The organism is Amycolatopsis sp. cg13 (assembly GCF_041346965.1).
Classification (GTDB): domain Bacteria; phylum Actinomycetota; class Actinomycetes; order Mycobacteriales; family Pseudonocardiaceae; genus Amycolatopsis.
This window is the reverse complement of record NZ_CP166848.1, coordinates 3,104,265-3,121,392: the sequence shown is the minus strand read 5'-3', so window position 1 is coordinate 3,121,392 and position 17,128 is coordinate 3,104,265. Positions and strand designations below refer to the sequence as shown.

The 17,128-nt window shown below is 68.4% G+C and carries 18 protein-coding genes; 14 read left to right on the top strand and 4 right to left on the bottom strand.

Translation table 11 applies throughout. The features are described 5' to 3' along the window. Positions 1–81 precede the first annotated feature (81 nt). A complete protein-coding gene (locus AB5I40_RS14070) occupies positions 82–870 on the bottom strand; it encodes a crotonase/enoyl-CoA hydratase family protein (RefSeq protein WP_370938939.1) in 789 nt (262 codons plus the stop codon). Positions 871–935: 65 nt separating this feature from the next. Between AB5I40_RS14070 and AB5I40_RS14065 the strand changes: the two genes are divergently transcribed. Next, a complete protein-coding gene (locus tag AB5I40_RS14065) occupies positions 936–2,531 on the top strand; it encodes an acyl-CoA synthetase (protein WP_370938938.1) in 1,596 nt (531 codons plus the stop codon). Positions 2,532–2,539: 8 nt separating this feature from the next. Beyond that, positions 2,540–3,646: an NAD(P)H-dependent flavin oxidoreductase gene (locus AB5I40_RS14060; RefSeq protein ID WP_370938937.1), complete on the top strand. Its 1,107-nt coding sequence runs from the start codon at positions 2,540–2,542 to the stop codon at positions 3,644–3,646. A gap of 3 nt (positions 3,647–3,649) precedes the next feature. On the opposite strand, the gene AB5I40_RS14055 is transcribed toward AB5I40_RS14060, so the two are convergent. Further along, positions 3,650–4,543: an alpha/beta hydrolase gene (locus tag AB5I40_RS14055; RefSeq protein WP_370938936.1), complete on the bottom strand. Its 894-nt coding sequence runs from the start codon at positions 4,541–4,543 to the stop codon at positions 3,650–3,652. Between the two features lie 61 nt (positions 4,544–4,604). Between AB5I40_RS14055 and AB5I40_RS14050 the strand changes: the two genes are divergently transcribed. Further along, on the top strand, positions 4,605–5,066 hold the full coding sequence (locus AB5I40_RS14050) for a MarR family winged helix-turn-helix transcriptional regulator (RefSeq protein WP_370938935.1): 462 nt from the start codon (positions 4,605–4,607) through the stop codon (positions 5,064–5,066). 566 nt (positions 5,067–5,632) lie between these two features. On the opposite strand, the gene AB5I40_RS14045 is transcribed toward AB5I40_RS14050, so the two are convergent. Next, entirely contained in the window at positions 5,633–6,442 is an 810-nt protein-coding gene (locus AB5I40_RS14045; protein ID WP_370938934.1) for a trypsin-like serine protease, read from the bottom strand. Positions 6,443–6,727: 285 nt separating this feature from the next. Further along, complete coding sequence (locus AB5I40_RS14040) at positions 6,728–7,945, bottom strand: APC family permease (RefSeq protein ID WP_370938933.1); 1,218 nt, start codon at positions 7,943–7,945, stop codon at positions 6,728–6,730. A 76-nt stretch (positions 7,946–8,021) separates the two neighbouring features. Here AB5I40_RS14040 and AB5I40_RS14035 point away from each other — a divergent pair, with 76 nt between their 5' ends. The 11 genes from AB5I40_RS14035 (at position 8,022) to AB5I40_RS13985 (ending at position 17,112) form a co-directional block, all read left to right on the top strand. Then, positions 8,022–8,798, top strand: coding sequence for a GntR family transcriptional regulator (locus AB5I40_RS14035; protein WP_370938932.1), 777 nt, complete (start codon positions 8,022–8,024; stop codon positions 8,796–8,798). 55 nt (positions 8,799–8,853) lie between these two features. Next, positions 8,854–9,234: a DoxX family protein gene (locus AB5I40_RS14030; protein ID WP_370938931.1), complete on the top strand. Its 381-nt coding sequence runs from the start codon at positions 8,854–8,856 to the stop codon at positions 9,232–9,234. 105 nt (positions 9,235–9,339) lie between these two features. Then, positions 9,340–10,458 carry a TIGR03364 family FAD-dependent oxidoreductase gene (locus AB5I40_RS14025; RefSeq protein ID WP_370938930.1) on the top strand — a complete coding sequence of 373 codons (1,119 nt, stop codon included), beginning with the start codon at positions 9,340–9,342 and terminating at the stop codon, positions 10,456–10,458. After that, positions 10,452–11,153, top strand: coding sequence for a phosphonatase-like hydrolase (locus AB5I40_RS14020; RefSeq protein WP_370940517.1), 702 nt, complete (start codon positions 10,452–10,454; stop codon positions 11,151–11,153). Before AB5I40_RS14025 ends, AB5I40_RS14020 begins: the two co-directional genes overlap by 7 nt. Continuing rightward, positions 11,150–12,184 carry a 2-aminoethylphosphonate ABC transporter substrate-binding protein gene (locus tag AB5I40_RS14015; RefSeq protein WP_370938929.1) on the top strand — a complete coding sequence of 345 codons (1,035 nt, stop codon included), beginning with the start codon at positions 11,150–11,152 and terminating at the stop codon, positions 12,182–12,184. The genes AB5I40_RS14020 and AB5I40_RS14015 overlap by 4 nt, the downstream gene beginning before the upstream one ends. After that, complete coding sequence (locus AB5I40_RS14010; RefSeq protein WP_370938927.1) at positions 12,181–13,248, top strand: ABC transporter ATP-binding protein; 1,068 nt, start codon at positions 12,181–12,183, stop codon at positions 13,246–13,248. The genes AB5I40_RS14015 and AB5I40_RS14010 overlap by 4 nt, the downstream gene beginning before the upstream one ends. Further along, positions 13,245–14,108, top strand: a complete 864-nt coding sequence (locus tag AB5I40_RS14005) for a 2-aminoethylphosphonate ABC transporter permease subunit (protein ID WP_370938926.1) — start codon at positions 13,245–13,247, stop codon at positions 14,106–14,108. Before AB5I40_RS14010 ends, AB5I40_RS14005 begins: the two co-directional genes overlap by 4 nt. Beyond that, positions 14,086–14,883, top strand: a complete 798-nt coding sequence (locus AB5I40_RS14000) for an ABC transporter permease (protein WP_370938925.1) — start codon at positions 14,086–14,088, stop codon at positions 14,881–14,883. The genes AB5I40_RS14005 and AB5I40_RS14000 overlap by 23 nt, the downstream gene beginning before the upstream one ends. 75 nt (positions 14,884–14,958) lie before the next feature. Further along, complete coding sequence (locus AB5I40_RS13995) at positions 14,959–15,456, top strand: hypothetical protein (protein ID WP_370938924.1); 498 nt, start codon at positions 14,959–14,961, stop codon at positions 15,454–15,456. 44 nt (positions 15,457–15,500) lie between these two features. Then, on the top strand, positions 15,501–16,001 hold the full coding sequence (locus AB5I40_RS13990; protein WP_370938923.1) for a hypothetical protein: 501 nt from the start codon (positions 15,501–15,503) through the stop codon (positions 15,999–16,001). A 673-nt stretch (positions 16,002–16,674) separates the two neighbouring features. Next, complete coding sequence (locus AB5I40_RS13985) at positions 16,675–17,112, top strand: SRPBCC family protein (RefSeq protein ID WP_370938922.1); 438 nt, start codon at positions 16,675–16,677, stop codon at positions 17,110–17,112. Positions 17,113–17,128: the final 16 nt, after the last annotated feature.

The following is a 17,128-nucleotide window of genomic DNA, read 5'->3' as shown; positions in this document are numbered from 1 at the left end:
TGCTGAAGTACGTGAGGGGAACCCTGAGGGAATCTGATTCCCTCAGGGTTCCCCTCACATACGGTTGCCAGCGGTAGTGCGTCAGCGGCCTTGGAAGTTGGGCTTTCGTTTTTCGGTGAAGGCCTTCGGGCCTTCCTTCGCGTCGGCGGAGGCGAAGACTTCGATGCCGTACTTGGCGTCCAGCTTGAAGGCCTCTTCCTCGTGCATGCCCTCGGTGTCGCGGATGGTCTTGAGGATCGCGCGTATCGCCAGGGGGCCGTTGTCGTTGATCAGGTCAGCGAGTTCCAGCGCGCGAGCCAGCGCTTGACCGTCGGGGACGACGTGGCCCACCAGGCCGATGTCGCGTGCCTCCGCGGCGGTGATGTGCCGGCCGGTGAGGAGGAGGTCGGCGGCGACGGTGTACGGGATTTGCCTGGGCAGCCGCACGGCCGAGCCGCCCATCGGGAACAGGCCCCAGCGGGGTTCGGAGACGCCGAACTTCGCGCTTTCCGCCGCGACCCGGATGTCCGTTCCCTGCAGGATTTCCGTACCGCCCGCGATGGCTGGGCCTTCGACGGCGGCGATAAGCGGCTTCGTGAGCCGGCGGCCCTTCAGCAGGCCCTCGATGCGGCTCGGGTCGAAGGAGCCGTTCGAGAACGACTTGTCGGGGGCGTTGCGGGACATGGACTTCAGGTCCGCGCCCGCGCAGAACGCTCCGCCCGCACCGGTCAGGATGCAGCTGCGCACCTGGTCGTCCGAATCCACTCGGTCCCAGGCCTCGACCATGATCGAAAGCATCTCGCCGGTGAGGGCGTTGCGGGCTTCCGGGCGGTTCATCGTCACCACGAGCGTGTGGCCTTCGAGGCTGACGAGTGCGTGGGGTTCGGCCACCGGGGCCTCCTTAATAACGGGCCGGGGTCATTGCCCAGAACGATAACATGTTCTACTTTGGGTGCGTGGCACTCAACATCGCGGATCTACTCGAGCACGCCGTCGACGCCGTGCCGGAACGCGTCGCGGTCGTGTGCGGCGGACGCCAGGTCACCTTCGCGCAACTGGAGAAGCGCGCGAACCGGCTGGCGCACCACCTGGCCGCGCACGGCGTGGGACCCGGCTCCCACATCGGTGTCTATTCCCGGAACTCCATCGAGGCGCTGGAAGCCATGTTCGCCGCGTACAAGCTGCGCGCGATCGCGGTGAACGTGAACTACCGCTACGTCCACGGAGAACTCCGCTATCTGTTCACCAACGCCGACCTGGTGGCGCTGGTGCACGAGCGGCGCTACTCCGACCGGGTGGCGGCGGTGCTTCCGGAAACACCGAAACTGAAACACGTTGTAGTCGTCGAGGACGGTTCGGACACCCCGTACGAGACGGGCGTCGAGTACGAGGCGGCGCTCGCGGGCGAGTCGGACGAACGCGACTTCGGCGAGCGCAGCGCCGACGACCTGTACATCCTCTACACCGGCGGCACCACCGGTTACCCCAAAGGGGTGCTGTGGCGGCACGAGGACATCTGGCGCGCGCTGGGCGGCGGCATCAACTTCGTCACCGGCGAGTACGTGCCCGACGAGTGGACGCTCAGCGAACAGGGCAAATCCGGTTCGCTCGTGCGCCTGCCGGCCGCGCCGCTGATCCACGGTGCGGCGCAGTGGGCCGCGTTCGGCGCGCTGTTCACCGGCAGCCCGGTGGTGTTCGTCCCGCAGTTCGACGCGCACGACGTGTGGCGCGCGGTGCAGGAACACAAGGTGCAGGTGCTGACGATCGTCGGCGACGCGATGGCTCGGCCCCTCGTGGACGCCTACCGCTCCGGCGAGTACGACGCGTCGTCGCTCGTCGCGGTGTCGAGCCACGCGGCGCTGTTCTCGCATTCGGTGAAGCAGGAATTCCTCGAGATGCTGCCGAACGTCGTGATCACCGACGCGATCGGTTCGTCGGAGAGCGGCTTCACCGGAATCGGCATGGTGGGCAAGGATTCCGACCATTCCGCGGGCCCGCGCGTGAACTTCGGCAAGGACGCCATCCTGCTGGACGACGACGGCAACGTGGTCGAACCGAAGCCGGGCGCCATCGGGCTGATCGGCCGCCGCGGTCACGTCCCGATCGGCTATTACGGCGACCCGGAGAAAACCCGCACCATTTTCACCGAAGTGGACGGCGTCCGTTACGTCGTGCCCGGCGACTACGCGCGCTACGAGGAAGACGGCACGGTTACGTTGCTGGGCCGCGGATCGCAGTGCGTGAACACCGGCGGCGAAAAGGTGTATCCGGAAGAAGTCGAGGGCGCGCTGAAATCGCACCCGGACGTTTTCGACGCCTTGGTCATCGGCATCCCGGACGACCGGCTCGGCCAACGCGTCGCCGCCGTGGTCCAGCCGCGCCCCGGCGTGCAGCCGGATCTGGCCGCGCTGGAAGCGCACGTGCGGACCGAGGTCGCCGGATACAAGGTGCCGCGCACGGTGTGGCTGGCCGAGGAAATCGGCCGTTCGCCGAGCGGCAAGCCGGATTATCCGTGGGCCCAGCGGTACGCCGCCGAACACGAACCCGCCTAGGAGGGCGCATGCGCACATCGTTGTGCGACCGGTTCGGCATCGAGGTGCCGATCTTCGGATTCACCCCGTCGGAACACGTCGCGGCCGCGATCAGCCGCGCGGGCGGCATGGGCGTGCTGGGCTGCGTCCGGTTCAACGACGCCGCCGAACTCGACGCGGTGCTGTCCTGGATGGACGAGAACACCGACGGAAAGCCTTACGGCGTCGACATCGTGATGCCGGCGAAGATCCCTTCCGAAGGCACCCAGACCGACCTGAACGAGCTGATCCCGCCGGGCCACCGGGCGTTTGTCGATAAAGTGCTGAAGGACCTCGCGGTTCCGCCGCTGCCCGACGACACCGACGAACGAGCCGGTGTTCTCGGTTGGCTGCACTCGGTCGCCCGGTCCCATGTGGACGTCGCGCTGAACCACCGGATCAGCCTCATCGCCAACGCTTTGGGCTCGCCCCCGACTGACGTCATCACCCGCGCGCACGACGCAGGCGTCCCGGTCGCCGCCCTCGCCGGAAAGGGTTCGCACGCCGCTCGCCACGTCGACAACGGCGTGGATCTCGTTGTGGCGCAAGGGCATGAGGCAGGCGGCCACACCGGCGAAATCGCGACCATGGTGCTGGTCCCGGAAATCGTCGACGCCGTCGGCGACCGCGCCCCGGTGCTGGCAGCCGGAGGCATCGGCTCCGGCCGCCAGGTCGCCGCCGCACTGGCGTTGGGCGCTTCGGGCGCGTGGATGGGCTCGTACTGGCTCGCGACGCAGGAATACCTCCAAACGATGCCCGAATCGGAGGCGATGCAGAACGCCTTGGTGGAAGCGACCTCCGCGGACACCGTCCGAACCCGGATCTACACCGGCAAGCCCGCTCGCCTGCTGAAGACCCGCTGGACCGAGGCGTGGGCAGCGCCGGGCGCACCGGAACCGCTGCCGATGCCGTTGCAGAACCTGCTGGTTTCCCACGCCCACAACCGGATCCACGCCGCCGCGGACCCGTCGGTGGTGTCGATGCCGGTGGGCCAGATCGTCGGCAGGATGAACCGGGTCCGCCCGGTCGCCGAGGTGATGGCGGATCTGGTGCAGGGATTCGAGGAGACGGTTTCCCGGCTGGACAAGATCCGCTGAGATTCAGGCGAGTCGCTGCTTGATGAAGAGGGCGGCCCGGTCGAGGGCTTGCCCTGCTTCGTCGAGGGTGTCGGTGAAGGTGGGGAAGACGTGCGGGACGTCGGCGGTGATGTCGAGGATCACGTCGACGTCCGCGTCGCGCGCGCGTTCCGCCAGCCGGACCGAGTCGTCGAGCAGGATTTCGTTCCCGCCGACCTGCAGCAGGATCGGCGGGAAACCGGTCAGGTCGGCGTGGACCGCCGGGGCGAGGAGCGGCTGGGCGGGGTCCGCGCCGGCCAGGTACAACTCGCCGGTGTGGGCCATGCTTTCCCTGGTGAAGAAGGGATCGACGGCTTCCTTCGTCTCCATGGACGCCCCGGTGCGGGTGTGGTCCAGCCCTGGCGAGAACGCGACGATCCCGGCGGGCATCGGCAGCCCCGCGTCACGGGCGGCCAGCGTCGTGGTCACGGCGAGTCCGCCGCCTGCGGAGTCGCCCGCGAAGAGGATCGAGGACGGATCGTTGTCCTCCAGAAGGCTTCGGTAAGCGGCGAGGCAGTCCTCGATCCCGGCCGGGAACGGATGCTCGGGCGCGAGCCGGTAGTCCAGCGAGAGCGCGCGGATTCCAGTGCGCAGAACGAGATTCGCCGTCAACGCCATCGCGGTGTGCGGAGACCCCAGCGAAAACGATCCGCCGTGGAAGTACAGAATCGCGCCCGGCCGCGGGTCTCCTGTCGGCTCGACAAGGATCGCTGGCCGCCCAGCGAGCGTGGCGCCGCTTTGCCGCGGCTCGGCGGGAACGGGAAACTCGCTCATCAACGCGGCGAACCCGGCCCGCATCTGCTCGACCGGCACCGGCCCGGCCCCCTTCGGCGTCCGCCGCAGCTGCTCGTCGATCGCGCGGCGTTGTTCCCTGCTCATCTGTGCTCCTGAAGATTCTGCGGAAGTATATGCCGAGGCATGTAATGCTAGACTATATGCCGTGGCAAGTACTTCGGCAAACGAGCAGCTCTTCGACCATCTGGTGCGCTGCGAGACCCGGATCTACAACGCGCTGGGCGAGCGGCTCAAGGCCGAGCACGGGATCGTCGCTTCGCAGTTCGAGTTCCTGCGATATCTGGGGCAGCATCCGCAGTCGCGGGTTGCCGACCTCGCGGTGAACTTCGCCATCGGCATCGGGGCGACGAGCAAGGGCATCGACCGCCTCGAAGCGCGAGGCTGGGTGCGCCGGGTGCCGAATCCCGAGGATCGACGGTCGTCGCTGGTCGAGCTGACCCCGAGCGGCCGGGACCTGGCCGGGGCGGCGGAGAAGACGTTCCGGGCGCAGCTCGAGGTGCTGATCGGCTCTATGGTGGCCCCGGATCGAGCCGAGGCGGTTATTTCGGTACTGGCCGAGCTGCGGGGGGCTTTGGAGGAGCGGAACGTCGGCCTTCCGGCGGGTTAGTGCTGGGCCTTCGGGGTTTCTAGCTCCCGCTCTTCGGCGCCGCAGGGGGCCAGCTTCCTGAGGCTAGGTACTCGGCCTCGCTCGGTCTGGCGGTGGCCGGGGCGGATTATGCGTTGCCCGGTGCTCGTCGTGCTTCGGTGCCACCGGGGAGCTGCATGGCGAGTTCGTAAGGTTTGATGCTCGGCTTCGTGCTGGTTCGGCGGTGGTCGGGGCGGCGGGATTGTGCGTCGTTCGGTGCTTGCCGTGCTTCGCGACTGTCGGGGAGCGGAATGTCGGGCAACTGTGGGGTGCCCGGCCTCGCGGTTTCTGGCGAGAATCTTGAGTTGTTCGGCGCTCCGGCGGAGCGCGAGGAAAGTCCGACGGGCGGCCCGCAATCGCGGGCTTCGCCCCGGGTGAGGCGATCCGTGACTGGGGCGTGCGCCCGCCAGTCATAGGTGTTCGCGCGGCGGGATCCAGCTCGCCCGCATGCTTCTGCCGGCACGGAAGAACCGCACGAAGCCGGGCGCGGAACCCCGTCGGAGTCCCGCACCCGGCCCGGCTCAGTGCTCGATCTCGGCAAACAGGGGTCAGATCTTCCCCGCCGCCGCGGCGATGTCCGAGGCGAACGAGCTCACCTCGGTGTACACGCCGGGTGCGTGGGCCCTGGCGCAGCCGTCGCCCCAGCTGACGATGCCTACCTGGATCCATTCGCCCGCTCCGTCGCGGCGGAACATCGGGCCGCCGGAGTCGCCCTGGCACGTGTCGACTCCGCCGGTGTCCAGCTTGCCCGCGCACAGTTCCGCGTCCGGCTTCAGGTCGGCGTAGGAGCCGCCCTGGGACTGGCACGTCGAGTCGTCCACGAACGGGACCTCGGCTTTCAGCAGGTACCGCTGCTGCGCCCCGCCTTCCTGGGCCGCGCCCCAGCCGGCGATGGTGAACGTTCCGGAGTTGTTGTCGGCGTTCTTCGCGATCGGCAGCGTCGGAATCCCGCTCACCGGGCTCGCCAGCTTGATCAGCGCCCAGTCGCCGCCGGTTGAGTCGTACGTCGGGGAGCGGTAGACGTAGGTCGAGCGCACCTTTTTCGCGCTCGAACTCTGCAGATCGACCACGCCGAGCGTCGCGGTGATCGACGAGTCCGCTCCGGTGCGGTCGACGCAGTGCGCGGCGGTCAGCACGATCTGGTTCGTGTACAGGGCGCCGCCGCAGCCCATCGAAAGCCGGACCATCCACGGGAATTCCCCCTGGCTGGCGCGAGTTCCGCCGACGACCTGAGGCTCCGCGCCCGGCGACGGCGGCGTCGACGCCACGGCGGGCGTCGCGAACCCGGCGGCGGCCGCGAGCGCTGCCGCGCCTGCCAGGACTCGCGTGAGCATGCTGAAGTTTCTCTTGTCGGCCAAGGGGATTGTCCTTCCGGTGTCCACTGTGGAGCTTCTGCTCCCTGGGGCGGGGAGGTGTCGCGTGAGTGACGAATCGACTACACCAGAGCAGTGGTAAGTGGACAACCAACTTTCTTCGGATCTTTCGGATTCTTCACCGGATCCGGCAGATTTCACCGCCCAGCGCAGCGGTAAAAAGCAGCCTTGACCTGGGGATCGATGATTATCGGAGTAACCAGGCCGAGGTGGAGCGAGGGGGACTTTCGCGCACCGGACGTGACGGAAGCCGTGCCAGAGAACAAAAACTCAGCGCGCAACCCCGAGGCGACGCACGAAGTAAGCCACCACGCCCAGCCCCAGCACCAAACACCCGCTGAGCACCGAAGCGATCGGCAGGCTGAACGCCAGCACCGCGCACCCCGCCAATCCGCCAGCCGCGATCACCTTCGGCGCGGCCCCTTCGTCCCGGCGAAGCGTCAGAGCGGAAGCGTTCGCCACCGCGTAGTACGCGAGCACCGCGAAAGACGAAAACCCGATCGCACCACGCAAATCCGTCGTCGTGGCCAGCACGGCGACCACCACGCCGACCGTCAGCTCCGCCCGGTGCGGCACCGAGAACCGAGGATGCACTGCGGACAGAAACCGCGGCAGATGCCCGTCCCGCGCCATTGCGAGTGTCGTCCGCGAAACGCCCAGCACCAACGCCAGCAACGATCCCAACGCGGCCACCACCGCGCCCACGCGAACCACCGGCGACAGCCACGGCACGGCGGCAGCCAGCGGATCGGGATTCGCGCCGATTCCGTCCGGCCCCAATGTCACCAGCAGCACCACCGCCACCACGGCGTACACCGCGAGAGTCAGTCCTAACGCGAGCGGAATCGCCCGCGGAATCGTGCGGGCCGGGTCGCGGACTTCCTCGCCGAGAGTGGCCAGCCGGGCATAACCGGCGAACGCGAAGAACAGCAATCCCGCCGCTTCAAGCACTCCGCCGCCATGAAACGGAGTCCACGGGGAAACATGCGTGCCGGAAAAGCCGAAAACCGCGACCAGGGTAAGCACCATGAGAGTGATGCAAACGATCACCCGAGTAGCCAAAGCAGACCGGTGCACGCCGAGATAATTCACGCCGGTGACCAAGCCGATCACGCCTACCGCGAGCAAACTCCGCCAAGGCTGCCCGAGCCCGGGAGCGGCGTAGGCGACAACGGTCAGCGTCATAGCCGCGCAGCTCGCCGTTTTCCCGGCGACGAATCCCCAACCCGCGATGTATCCCCAAAATTCACCCAGCCGAGCGCGCCCGTACACATAAGTGCCACCGGATTCCGGATACAGCGCGGCAAGCCGGGCGGAAGAAGTCGCGTTGCAGTAGGCGACTAACGCGGCCACGGCGAGCGCGGGGAGCAATCCCGAACCCGCGGCACGCGCGGCGGGAGCGAACGCGGCGAAAACGCCGGCGCCGATCATCGAACCAAGTCCGATGAAAACGGCGTCAGCGAGGCCTAACCGACGGGCCAAAGGCATTGCGGGGGTCCTCCCGTGGGGTCAGTTCGCGAGACAGCGAACCACGCGCCGCGCGTCTGGCATAGGCTCGGGTCTCGTGCCCACGTCTTCGCCGCTGTCCCGCCTGTCCGCCGACGGACCGGTCCGCGACGGCATCCCGGATCACGGCCGCGTGCCGCGCTACTACGCCGTGAAGGTCGAACTGCTGGCCGTCATCGCCGAATTGGGCGAAGGCAGTGCATTGCCCACGGAACGCGAACTGTGCGAGCGGTTCGAAGTATCCCGGGCGACGGTCCGGCAGGCGGTGGGCGAGCTGGTGCTCGAAGGCAGGCTGTCGCGACGGCAGGGGAGCGGCACGTACGTCGCCGCGCCGAAGCTGGTCCAGCCGCTCGCGCTCGTCAGCTACACCGAAGGCCTGCGCCGCCAAGGCATCCGGCCCGGCCGCACGCTCATCACGCTCGAACGCCGTGCCGCGGGCACCGGATTGGCCGCCGACCTGCGGATCGAACCGGCCGCCGAAGTGATTCACCTGGAACGCGTCCTGCTCGCCGACGACGAGCGCGTCGGCCTCGAATCGACCTTCCTCCGCGCCGACAAGTTCCCCACGCTGCTCGAGGATTTCGACCCGGAGCAGTCGCTGTACGCGTTCCTGCGCGACGAACTGGGCGTGGTCTTCGACGGGGCGGAAGAACGCCTGGAGACCGTGCTCGCGACGCCCCGCGAAGCGCTGCTCATCGGCACGAACCCGGCATTGCCGATGCTGCTGATGCACCGCGTGTCGTGGGGTCCGGACGGCGAGCCGTTCGAGCGGGTCCGGTCGCTTTACCGCGGTGACCGGCTGAGTTTCGTCACGCGACTGAACCGCGTCGAGTAGCTGTCACATCCGGCGCGGCTGGTTCGTCCCCTCGGTATCGAACGGAGGGACAACCATGGACATCGCACTGTGGATCGCTCAGGCGGCTCTCGCCCTGCTCTTCGCCCTGTCCGGCGTGCTGAAGTCGACGATGTCGCGGCAACGGCTGATCGAGAGCGGGCAGACCGGGGTGGCCGCGTATCCGATGCCGGTCGTGCGCTTCGCCGCGATCTGCGAACTCGTCGCGGTGATCGGCCTGATCCTGCCGAGGCTGACCGGGATCGCCCCGGCGCTCACCGGGTGGGCGGCAGTCGGCCTGGCAGTGGTGATGGTCGGCGCGATGGCGGGCCACGCCAGGCTGGCCGTCACCGAGCACCGCCCGGCGGAGTACCGCAACGTCGCGGCGAATGTCGTGATCCTGGCGGTGTGCGTGTTCGTCGCGGCGGGCCGACTGTGAAGATAACAGAATGGTAACTCATCCGGTCCAATATTCGAGGCTGCTTCACCTGGCGTTCCCCGTCCCGACAGGCTCCGTTGAGCGCGGGCGGCGACTGTTGCGGCCGTGCGAATCATCATCGTTGGCGGCGGCGTGCTCGGCACCCAGCACGCCTGGCAGGCCGTGGAACGCGGCCACGAAGTCCTCCAGCTCGAACGCGAGCCGGAGGCGCGCGGAGCGTCCGTCCGGAACTTCGGGCTGGTGTGGGTCGGCGGCCGCGCCGCCGGCCCGGAGCTGGAGACGGCGGTGCGCGCCCGGGAGCTGTGGGAGCGGATCGGCGAACGCGTGCCCGCGCTGGGGTTCCGGCCGAACGGCTCGCTGACGGTCGTCCGGACCGACGCCGAGCTGGCTGTCGCGCAGGAGGTCGTCGCAGGTCCGGGCGCGGCTGAGCGCGGTTTCAAACTCCTCGACGCGCAGGAGACCCGCGCGCTGAACCCGGCTCTGCGCGGCAACTTCGCTGGCGCGTTGTGGTGCGAACGCGACGCGGCGGTCGAGCCGCGGACGGCGCAGCCTGCGCTCCGCGAAGCGCTCAAGGCGAGTGGTCGTTACAGCTGGCTTTCCGGCCGTGAGGTACGGAACCTGACCGAAAACGGCGTCGTCGACGATCACGGTGAGCGCCACGAAGGCGATGTCGTGGTGTTCTGCACCGGCGCGTGGCTCGGCGGGCTGGTGCGCGAGATCGCGGGCGAGATCCCGGTGCGGCGGGTCCGGTTGCAGATGGCGCAGACCGAACCGCTGGACGAGCCGTTGCCCACCAGCGTCGCGGACGGCGACAGCTTCCGGTACTACCCGGCCTACCGTGGCACGGCGCTCGACGCGATGAACGAAGGCCAGCCGCAGGGTGAAATCGCCGCGCAGAACGCGATGCAGCTGCTGATGGTGCAGCGTCGCGACGGCTCGCTCACCATCGGCGACACGCACGAGTACGCGCAGCCGTTCTCCTTCGACGTCACCGAAGACCCGTACGAACACCTCGCCGAAGTAGCGAGCGCGCTACTCGGCCGCCCACTGCCGCGGATCCGCCGTCGCTGGGCCGGTGTGTACGCGCAGGCAACCGACCAGGCCGCCGTGGTGCACCGGGAACGGTTGTCCGACAACGCTTTCCTCGTCACCGGCCCCGGCGGCCGGGGCATGACCTGCTCGCCCGCAATCGCCGAAGACACCGCAAAGGAGCTGGGCTGGTGACCACCGAACTCGTCGTGCTCGACATGGCCGGAACCACCGTCGCGGACGACGGACTGGTCGAACGGGCTTTCACTGCCGCGATCGCCGCCGCCGGAGTGTCCGGAGAGGACGAACGGTACGCGGGAATGCTCGACTACGTCCGGGAAACCATGGGCCAGTCGAAGATCACCGTGTTCCGCGCGCTGCTCGGCGACGAAGACCTCGCCCAGCGCGCGAACGCCGAGTTCGAAGGCTCGTACGGACGGCTGGTCGCGGCCGGGGAGTGCAAGCCGATTCCCGGTGCCGAGGAAACCATCCGCGGCCTGCGGGAGAAGGGCATCCGGGTCGCGCTGACCACCGGCTTCGCGCCCACCACCCAGCGCGCGCTGTTGGACGCGCTCGGCTGGCACGACCTCGCCGACCTCGCGCTCGCGCCCGGCGATGGCGTGCGCGGCCGTCCGTATCCCGACCTGATCCTCGCTGTCGCACTGAAACTGCAGGTCACCGACGTCCGCAACATCGCGGTGGTCGGCGACACCCCCACTGATGTCCGCACCGGCCTCGCCGCCGGTGCCGGAATCGTCGCCGGAGTGCTCACCGGTGCCGGCAACCGCGGCGAGCTGGAAGCCGCGCACGCCACCCACGTTCTCGACTCCGTCTCCGCCCTCCCCGCCGTGCTCGACAGCGTAGAACTTGAAGGAGCCACCCAGTCATGAGAATCCGGAAAGCGACCGTCGTCGCTCTCGTCGCGACCCTCGCCGGCCTGCTGTCCGCGTGCGGCGGCACGGCGGGCGGCGCGTCCGGCGACCAGACCGTCACCGTCTACACCGCGGACGGCCTTGAGGACTGGTACAACGCCCGGTTCGCCGAGTTCAAGCAGCAGACCGGGATCACCGTCCAGGCGGTGACTGCTGGTTCCGCCGAGGTCGTTTCGCGCGTGGGCAAGGAAAAGGCCAACACCCAGGCCGACGTCCTGGTGACGCTGCCTCCGTTTGTGCAGCAGGCGGCGAAGGAAGGCCTGCTCGCGACGTCCGCGCCTAAGGGCGTCGACCAGGTTCCGGCCGCGCAAAAGGACCCGCAGGGCCGCTACTACGCGCTGATGAACAACTACCTCAGCTTCATCTACAACCCGCAGCAGGCGAACCCGGCTCCGAAGAGCTGGAACGACCTGCTCGACCCGAAGTACAAGGGCAAGCTCCAGTACTCGACGCCCGGCGAGGCGGGCGACGGCACCGCGGTGCTGCTGCAGGCCCAGCACGTCTTCGGCGACCAGGGGGCACTCGAATACCTCGGCAAACTGCAGGCGAACAACGTCGGGCCGTCGTCGTCCACCGGCAAGCTGCAGCCGAAGGTCGCGAAGGGCGAGGTGCTCGTCGCCAACGGGGACCTGCAGATGAACCTCGCCGAGATCGACAAGAGCGGCGGGTTCTCGGTGTTCTTCCCGGCCGACGCGCAGGGAAAGCGGTCCACCTTCGCGCTGCCGTACTTCGCCGGCCTGGTCAACAACGCGCCGCACGCGGACAACGCCCGCAAGCTGCTCGACTTCCTGTTCTCGCCGGAAACCCAGGCCAAGGCCAGCGACGCGTACGGCATCCCGGCCCGCTCCGACGTCAAGCCGCAGGGCCCGAAGGCGGAGAAGATCACCGCCGCGATGTCCGGAGTGGACATTTGGACCCCGGACTGGAACTCCGTCCTCGGCCGTCTCGACGCCGACCTCGCCGCGTACCGGAAGGCCACCGGACAGTGACTCCGGCAGTAGAGTTCCGCGGCGTATCCGTCCACTTCGGAGCGACGCAAGCACTTGCCCCGCTGGACCTTTCGGTAGCGCGCGGCGAAACGCTGGCGTTGCTGGGACCGTCCGGCTCCGGCAAGTCGACCGCGCTCAAGGCGCTCGCCGGGTTCCTCCGCCCGAGCGCCGGGCGGGCGCTGCTCGACGGTCAGGACGTCACTGATCTGCCGCCGCACCGGCGTGGGCTCGGCGTGGTGGTGCAGAGTTACGCGCTCTTCCCGCACCAGCGCGTCGCCGACAATGTCGCGTTTGGACTGAAGGCGCGGAAAATGCGCCGCGCGGACGTGACGAAGCGCGTCGGCGAGGTGCTGGAACTGGTCGGGATGAGCGAGTACGCACGCCGCTATCCCCGTGAGTTGTCCGGCGGGCAGCAGCAGCGGGTCGCATTGGCGCGTGCGCTGGCGATCCGGCCGAACGTGTTGCTGCTCGACGAGCCACTGTCCGCATTGGACGCCGCGTTGCGCGAGGACATGGTCGCGGAACTGCTGCGGCTGCGGGCTGAATTGCCGGACACCACGCTGATCTACGTCACGCACGACCAGAGCGAGGCGCTCGCGCTCGCTGACCGGATCGCCGTGCTCCGTGACTCGCGACTGGTCGAACTCGGTCCGTGCGAACAGCTCTACCGCCGTCCGGCCACCGAGTTCACCGCGAGCTTCCTCGGCGCGGCGAACCTGATCCCAGTCGAATTGGTGCGCGCGGACGGCTCGGTCGCGACGGTCCGGCTGGCTGGCCGTGAGCTGTCCGCCGAACCGTCCGGCACGCTCCAGCCGGAGCGGCCGGTGGCGCTCGGCGTGCGGCCGCACCGGATTTCGGTCGGCGAACCCGGACCGGGCACCTTCCCGGCGCTCGTCCGGGGCGTGCAGTGGCGAGGTTCCGGGTACCGGCTCGACTTGCGGCTCACCGACGAGGTCTGCGACATCCGCGCCGAGGTCCCGGACAGCCCGGTGCTGCCCGCGGTCGGCGACCGCGTCGGAGTGTCCATTCCGGACGGTTGCCCGCTGGTGGGGGTGGGCGGATGACCGGCCTCGCCCTCGGCACCGCCGCGCTCGCCCCGGCCCGTCGCGGCGCGCGGCCCCGCCGGTACCGGATCGGCTGGCTGCTGCCGCCCGCGATCGTGGTCGCCGGGTTCTTCGGCTACCCGCTGGTGCTGGTGATTCTGCAGTCGTTCACCGCGCAGGACGGCAGTTTCGGGCTTTCGGTGTGGACGCAAGTGCTGTCTTCGCCGGAATTCGGCCGCGCGGTGTGGCAGACGGTCTTGCTGGCCTTGGGTTCGACGGTCGGCTGCGTGCTGCTCGGCGGCTTTCTCGCGCTGGTTGTCGCGTTCGTCCCGTTTCCCGGCGCGACGCTGCTGGCCCGGCTGGTGGACACGGTGCTGGCGTTCCCGTCGTTCCTGATCGCACTGGCCTTTACGTTCCTTTACGGCGGCGCGGGAGTCTTTGGCACTGCCGGATTTCTGTACTCGCCATGGGGTGTTTTGCTGGCTGAGATCACCTTCTACACGCCCTTCGTGATGCGTCCCGCGCTTGCTGCGTTCAGCCAAGTTCCGTCGGCACAACTGGAGGTGGCGGCGAGTCTTGGCGCGCGGCCGGGCCGGGTGCTGTGGCGGGTCGTGCTGCCGGAAGCGTTGCCGTCGCTCGCGTCCGGCGCGTGCCTGGTGCTGCTGTTGACGATGAACGAGTTCGGCATCGTGCTGTTCCTTGGTGCCAAGGGCGTCTCGACGTTGCCGATGCTGGTGTACGGCAAGGGAATCGTCACCTTCGATTTCCCGGCCGCGTCGGTGGTCGCGGTGGTGAACGTGGTGCTGTCGCTGGTGCTCTACACGGTTTACCGGCGAGTGGTCGGGAGGGGAGGCCGTCGTGCTGCTGTGGACGCGGCGTAGCCGGTTGCTGGTGTGGCTGGTGTTCGGCGTGGTCTTCCTCGGCGTGGTGGCCGCGCCGCTGGTGATGATCGTGCTGGCGTCGTTCGCCGGAAGCTGGACGGGCGTGCTGCCCAGCGGGCTCACCGGGTCGCATTACGCCGAGGCGCTGTCCGGCGAGACCTTCGCGAGCCTGTCGGTGAGCGTGCAGACCGGGGTGATCACGTCGCTGGTCTCGGTGCTGATCGGGACCTGGGCCGCGCTGGCCGTCGACCACGCGCCGCCGCGGCTGCGCCGGATCGCGGATTCGCTGTTCCACCTGCCGATCGCGGTGCCGTCGGTGGTGCTGGGGCTGGCGTTGCTGGTGGCGTTCAGCCGTCCGCCGGTGGCGTTCAACGGCACGCGCTGGATCGTCCTCGCCGGACACCTGATGATCCTGCTGCCGTTCGCGTACAGCACGGTTTCCGCCGCGCTGCAACGCGTTGACCCGCTGCTCGCCCAGGCCGCGGCGAGTCTCGGCGCGCGTCCGCTGCGGGTGCTGCTGCGGGTCCGATTGCCGGTGCTGCTGCCCGCGATGTCGGCTTCGGCCGGTTTGGCGCTGGCGATGTCGATGGGCGAATTGGGCGCGACGATGATGCTGTATCCGCCGGATTGGCGGACGCTCCCGGCGACCATTTTCTCCCTTACCGACCGGGGACAGGTGTTTCTCGCGTCGGCGAGCACAGTGCTGTTGCTGGTGGTGACGCTGGCCGGGGTGGTGCTGCTGGGGCTGGTGCGGGGGAAGGCTTCCGCTCGGTGAGATAGTTTTAGGGCGGGGATGCAACCTCCGGGCCCTCGATTCCGTCCGCGATACATGCGGACAACAGGGAAAATCGTGGGAGCGAGCGCGCTGCTGCTGACGGTCGCGGCGTGCGGAAGCAACGGGACTACCGCCGCGCCGGTTTCCTCCTCCGGCTCGGCGTCCAGTCCGGCGTCGGTTTCCTCGCCGCCGCCGTCATCTTCTTCCCCGTCGGTCGCGCCGCCGCCGGCGTCGGGGCCGCCGAAGAGCCGTCCTACGCAGGGCGTGCCGCCTGGGGATACCGCGCCTGCTGCCGGACAGGTCAATGCTTCGGCGCTTCCGGCCGGGTATCCGCACGACGTCACGCTCGCCGAGGGCGGCTCGGTCGTGGTGATCCAGGCGGAGGAGGGCGGGTGCGACAAGCTCAGTGCGAAGGCGGGGGAGCAGACGGCTGCCCAGGTTGTCGTACTGGTGACGATTACCAAGGCCCCGCACGGACAGATGTGCCCGATGCACATACGGGAGATTTCGTTGCCGGTGCGGCTCGATGCGCCGCTGGGCGGACGGGAATTGGTGTTGAAGCCGGGTCCGTGAAGATCGGGTGCAACCGCTGAGGGCGGTCGATCCGTCTAGGGATCATGAGGTACTCGACGAAGCTGATCGGAACGACACGACTGGCGGGCGCGGCATTGGTGCTCACGATGGCGGCCGCGTGCGGCAGCCCGACGAGCATGGCGAACGCACCAGCGTCCGGGACCGAGAGCGCGCCGGCGAGCGCCAGCACCTCGACCTCGGTGCCGCCGCCGGGCAAACCCCAGTTCGACCCTCCGCAAGGGGCACAGCGGGTTCCCGATAATCGGGTTGACGGGGCGGCGTTGCCTAAGACGTTTCCCAAGGAGGTCTATTCGGACAACGGGGGGACCGTGCTTGTGGTGCGGGCTGAGGAAGGGGGGTGTGGGCATGCGCTTGGGGAGGCTGTTGAGCAGAGTGCCCAGAAGGTTGTCGTGGATTTGAGCGAGACCAAGGCGCAGACCGGGCAGATGTGCACGATGGATCTGCGGCATCCGGTGATTTCGGTGGCGTTGGCTGCGCCGTTGGGGGAGAGGACTGTGGTTTTAAAGCAGTCCGCTCCTCGGTGACCGTGCTGCCGGATGACTTCGTCGGGGGGTTATTCGGCTCGTCGCCTGGCGGCGACATTGCTTTTGAGTGGTTGCGTGGGGCACCCCGAAGCTGAGTGTGACTACGGCGCGGAGGTGCTTGTCAAGGCGGGAAAGATGCCTCGACAAGCACCTCCGCGCCGTGTTTTTGGCTTCGTATCGGGGTGCGGGGGGTGTGGCTGCCTTGGGTGGGTGCATCGGTTGCGGGTTCGTGGGTGGTGGGGCTGGCGGCCCGATGTGGCATGGGGTGCGGGTGATGTGCCGGGGTGCCGCGTTGGGTGTGTGCGTCGGCTGCGGTTCGTGGTGGGTGGGGCTTGCGCCCCAATGTGGCATTGGGTGCGTGGGGCGCACCGAATGCCACATTGGGTGCGTGGGATGCACCCAATACGGCATTGGGGCGCATCGCGGCGGCAGTGGCGAGCGGGGGCGGGTGCGGGTGGGCTGTGAAGGGCTCCTTGAGGGAATCTGATTCCGTGAAGGGGCCCTCGCGGACATCGGCGGGTCGTGAGGGGAACCCTGAGGGAATCAGAGTCCCTCAGGGTTCCCCTCACGAACCTCTCGTCGCGTAGTCCACAGTGGACGCGTTGGGCTGTCCGGGGCTGTTCGGGGGCGCGTCGATGGCCATGGGCGCCGTGCGGCCCTAGGCTCTGCGGCTATGGGAACTCGCCAGGTTTCGCGCAGTGCGGTGGTTGCTGCCGCGCCGGAACGGATTTTCGCGTTGCTTGCTGATCCGGCTCAGCATCCGCTCATCGACGGGTCCGGCACGGTGCGCGCCAGTCGCGGGGCGGCGCCGGATCGGTTGTCGTTGGGGGCCGAGTTCGGCATGGAGATGCGGATGGGTGCGCCGTATCGGATTCAGAACACCGTGGTCGAGTTCGAGGAGAATCGGTTGATTGCCTGGCGGCACTTCGCGGGGCATCGGTGGCGTTGGCTGCTTGAGCCGACGGGGGACGGGCGCACTGAAGTCACCGAGACGTTTGACTGGTCTACTGCTCGGTCGCCGCTCGCGATTCGGTTGCTCGGGTTTCCCAAGCGCAACGCCGAGGCCATCGAGAAGACGCTCGCCCGGTTGGGCGGGATGTTTCCCGGGTGACCTCGGCGTGCCTTGA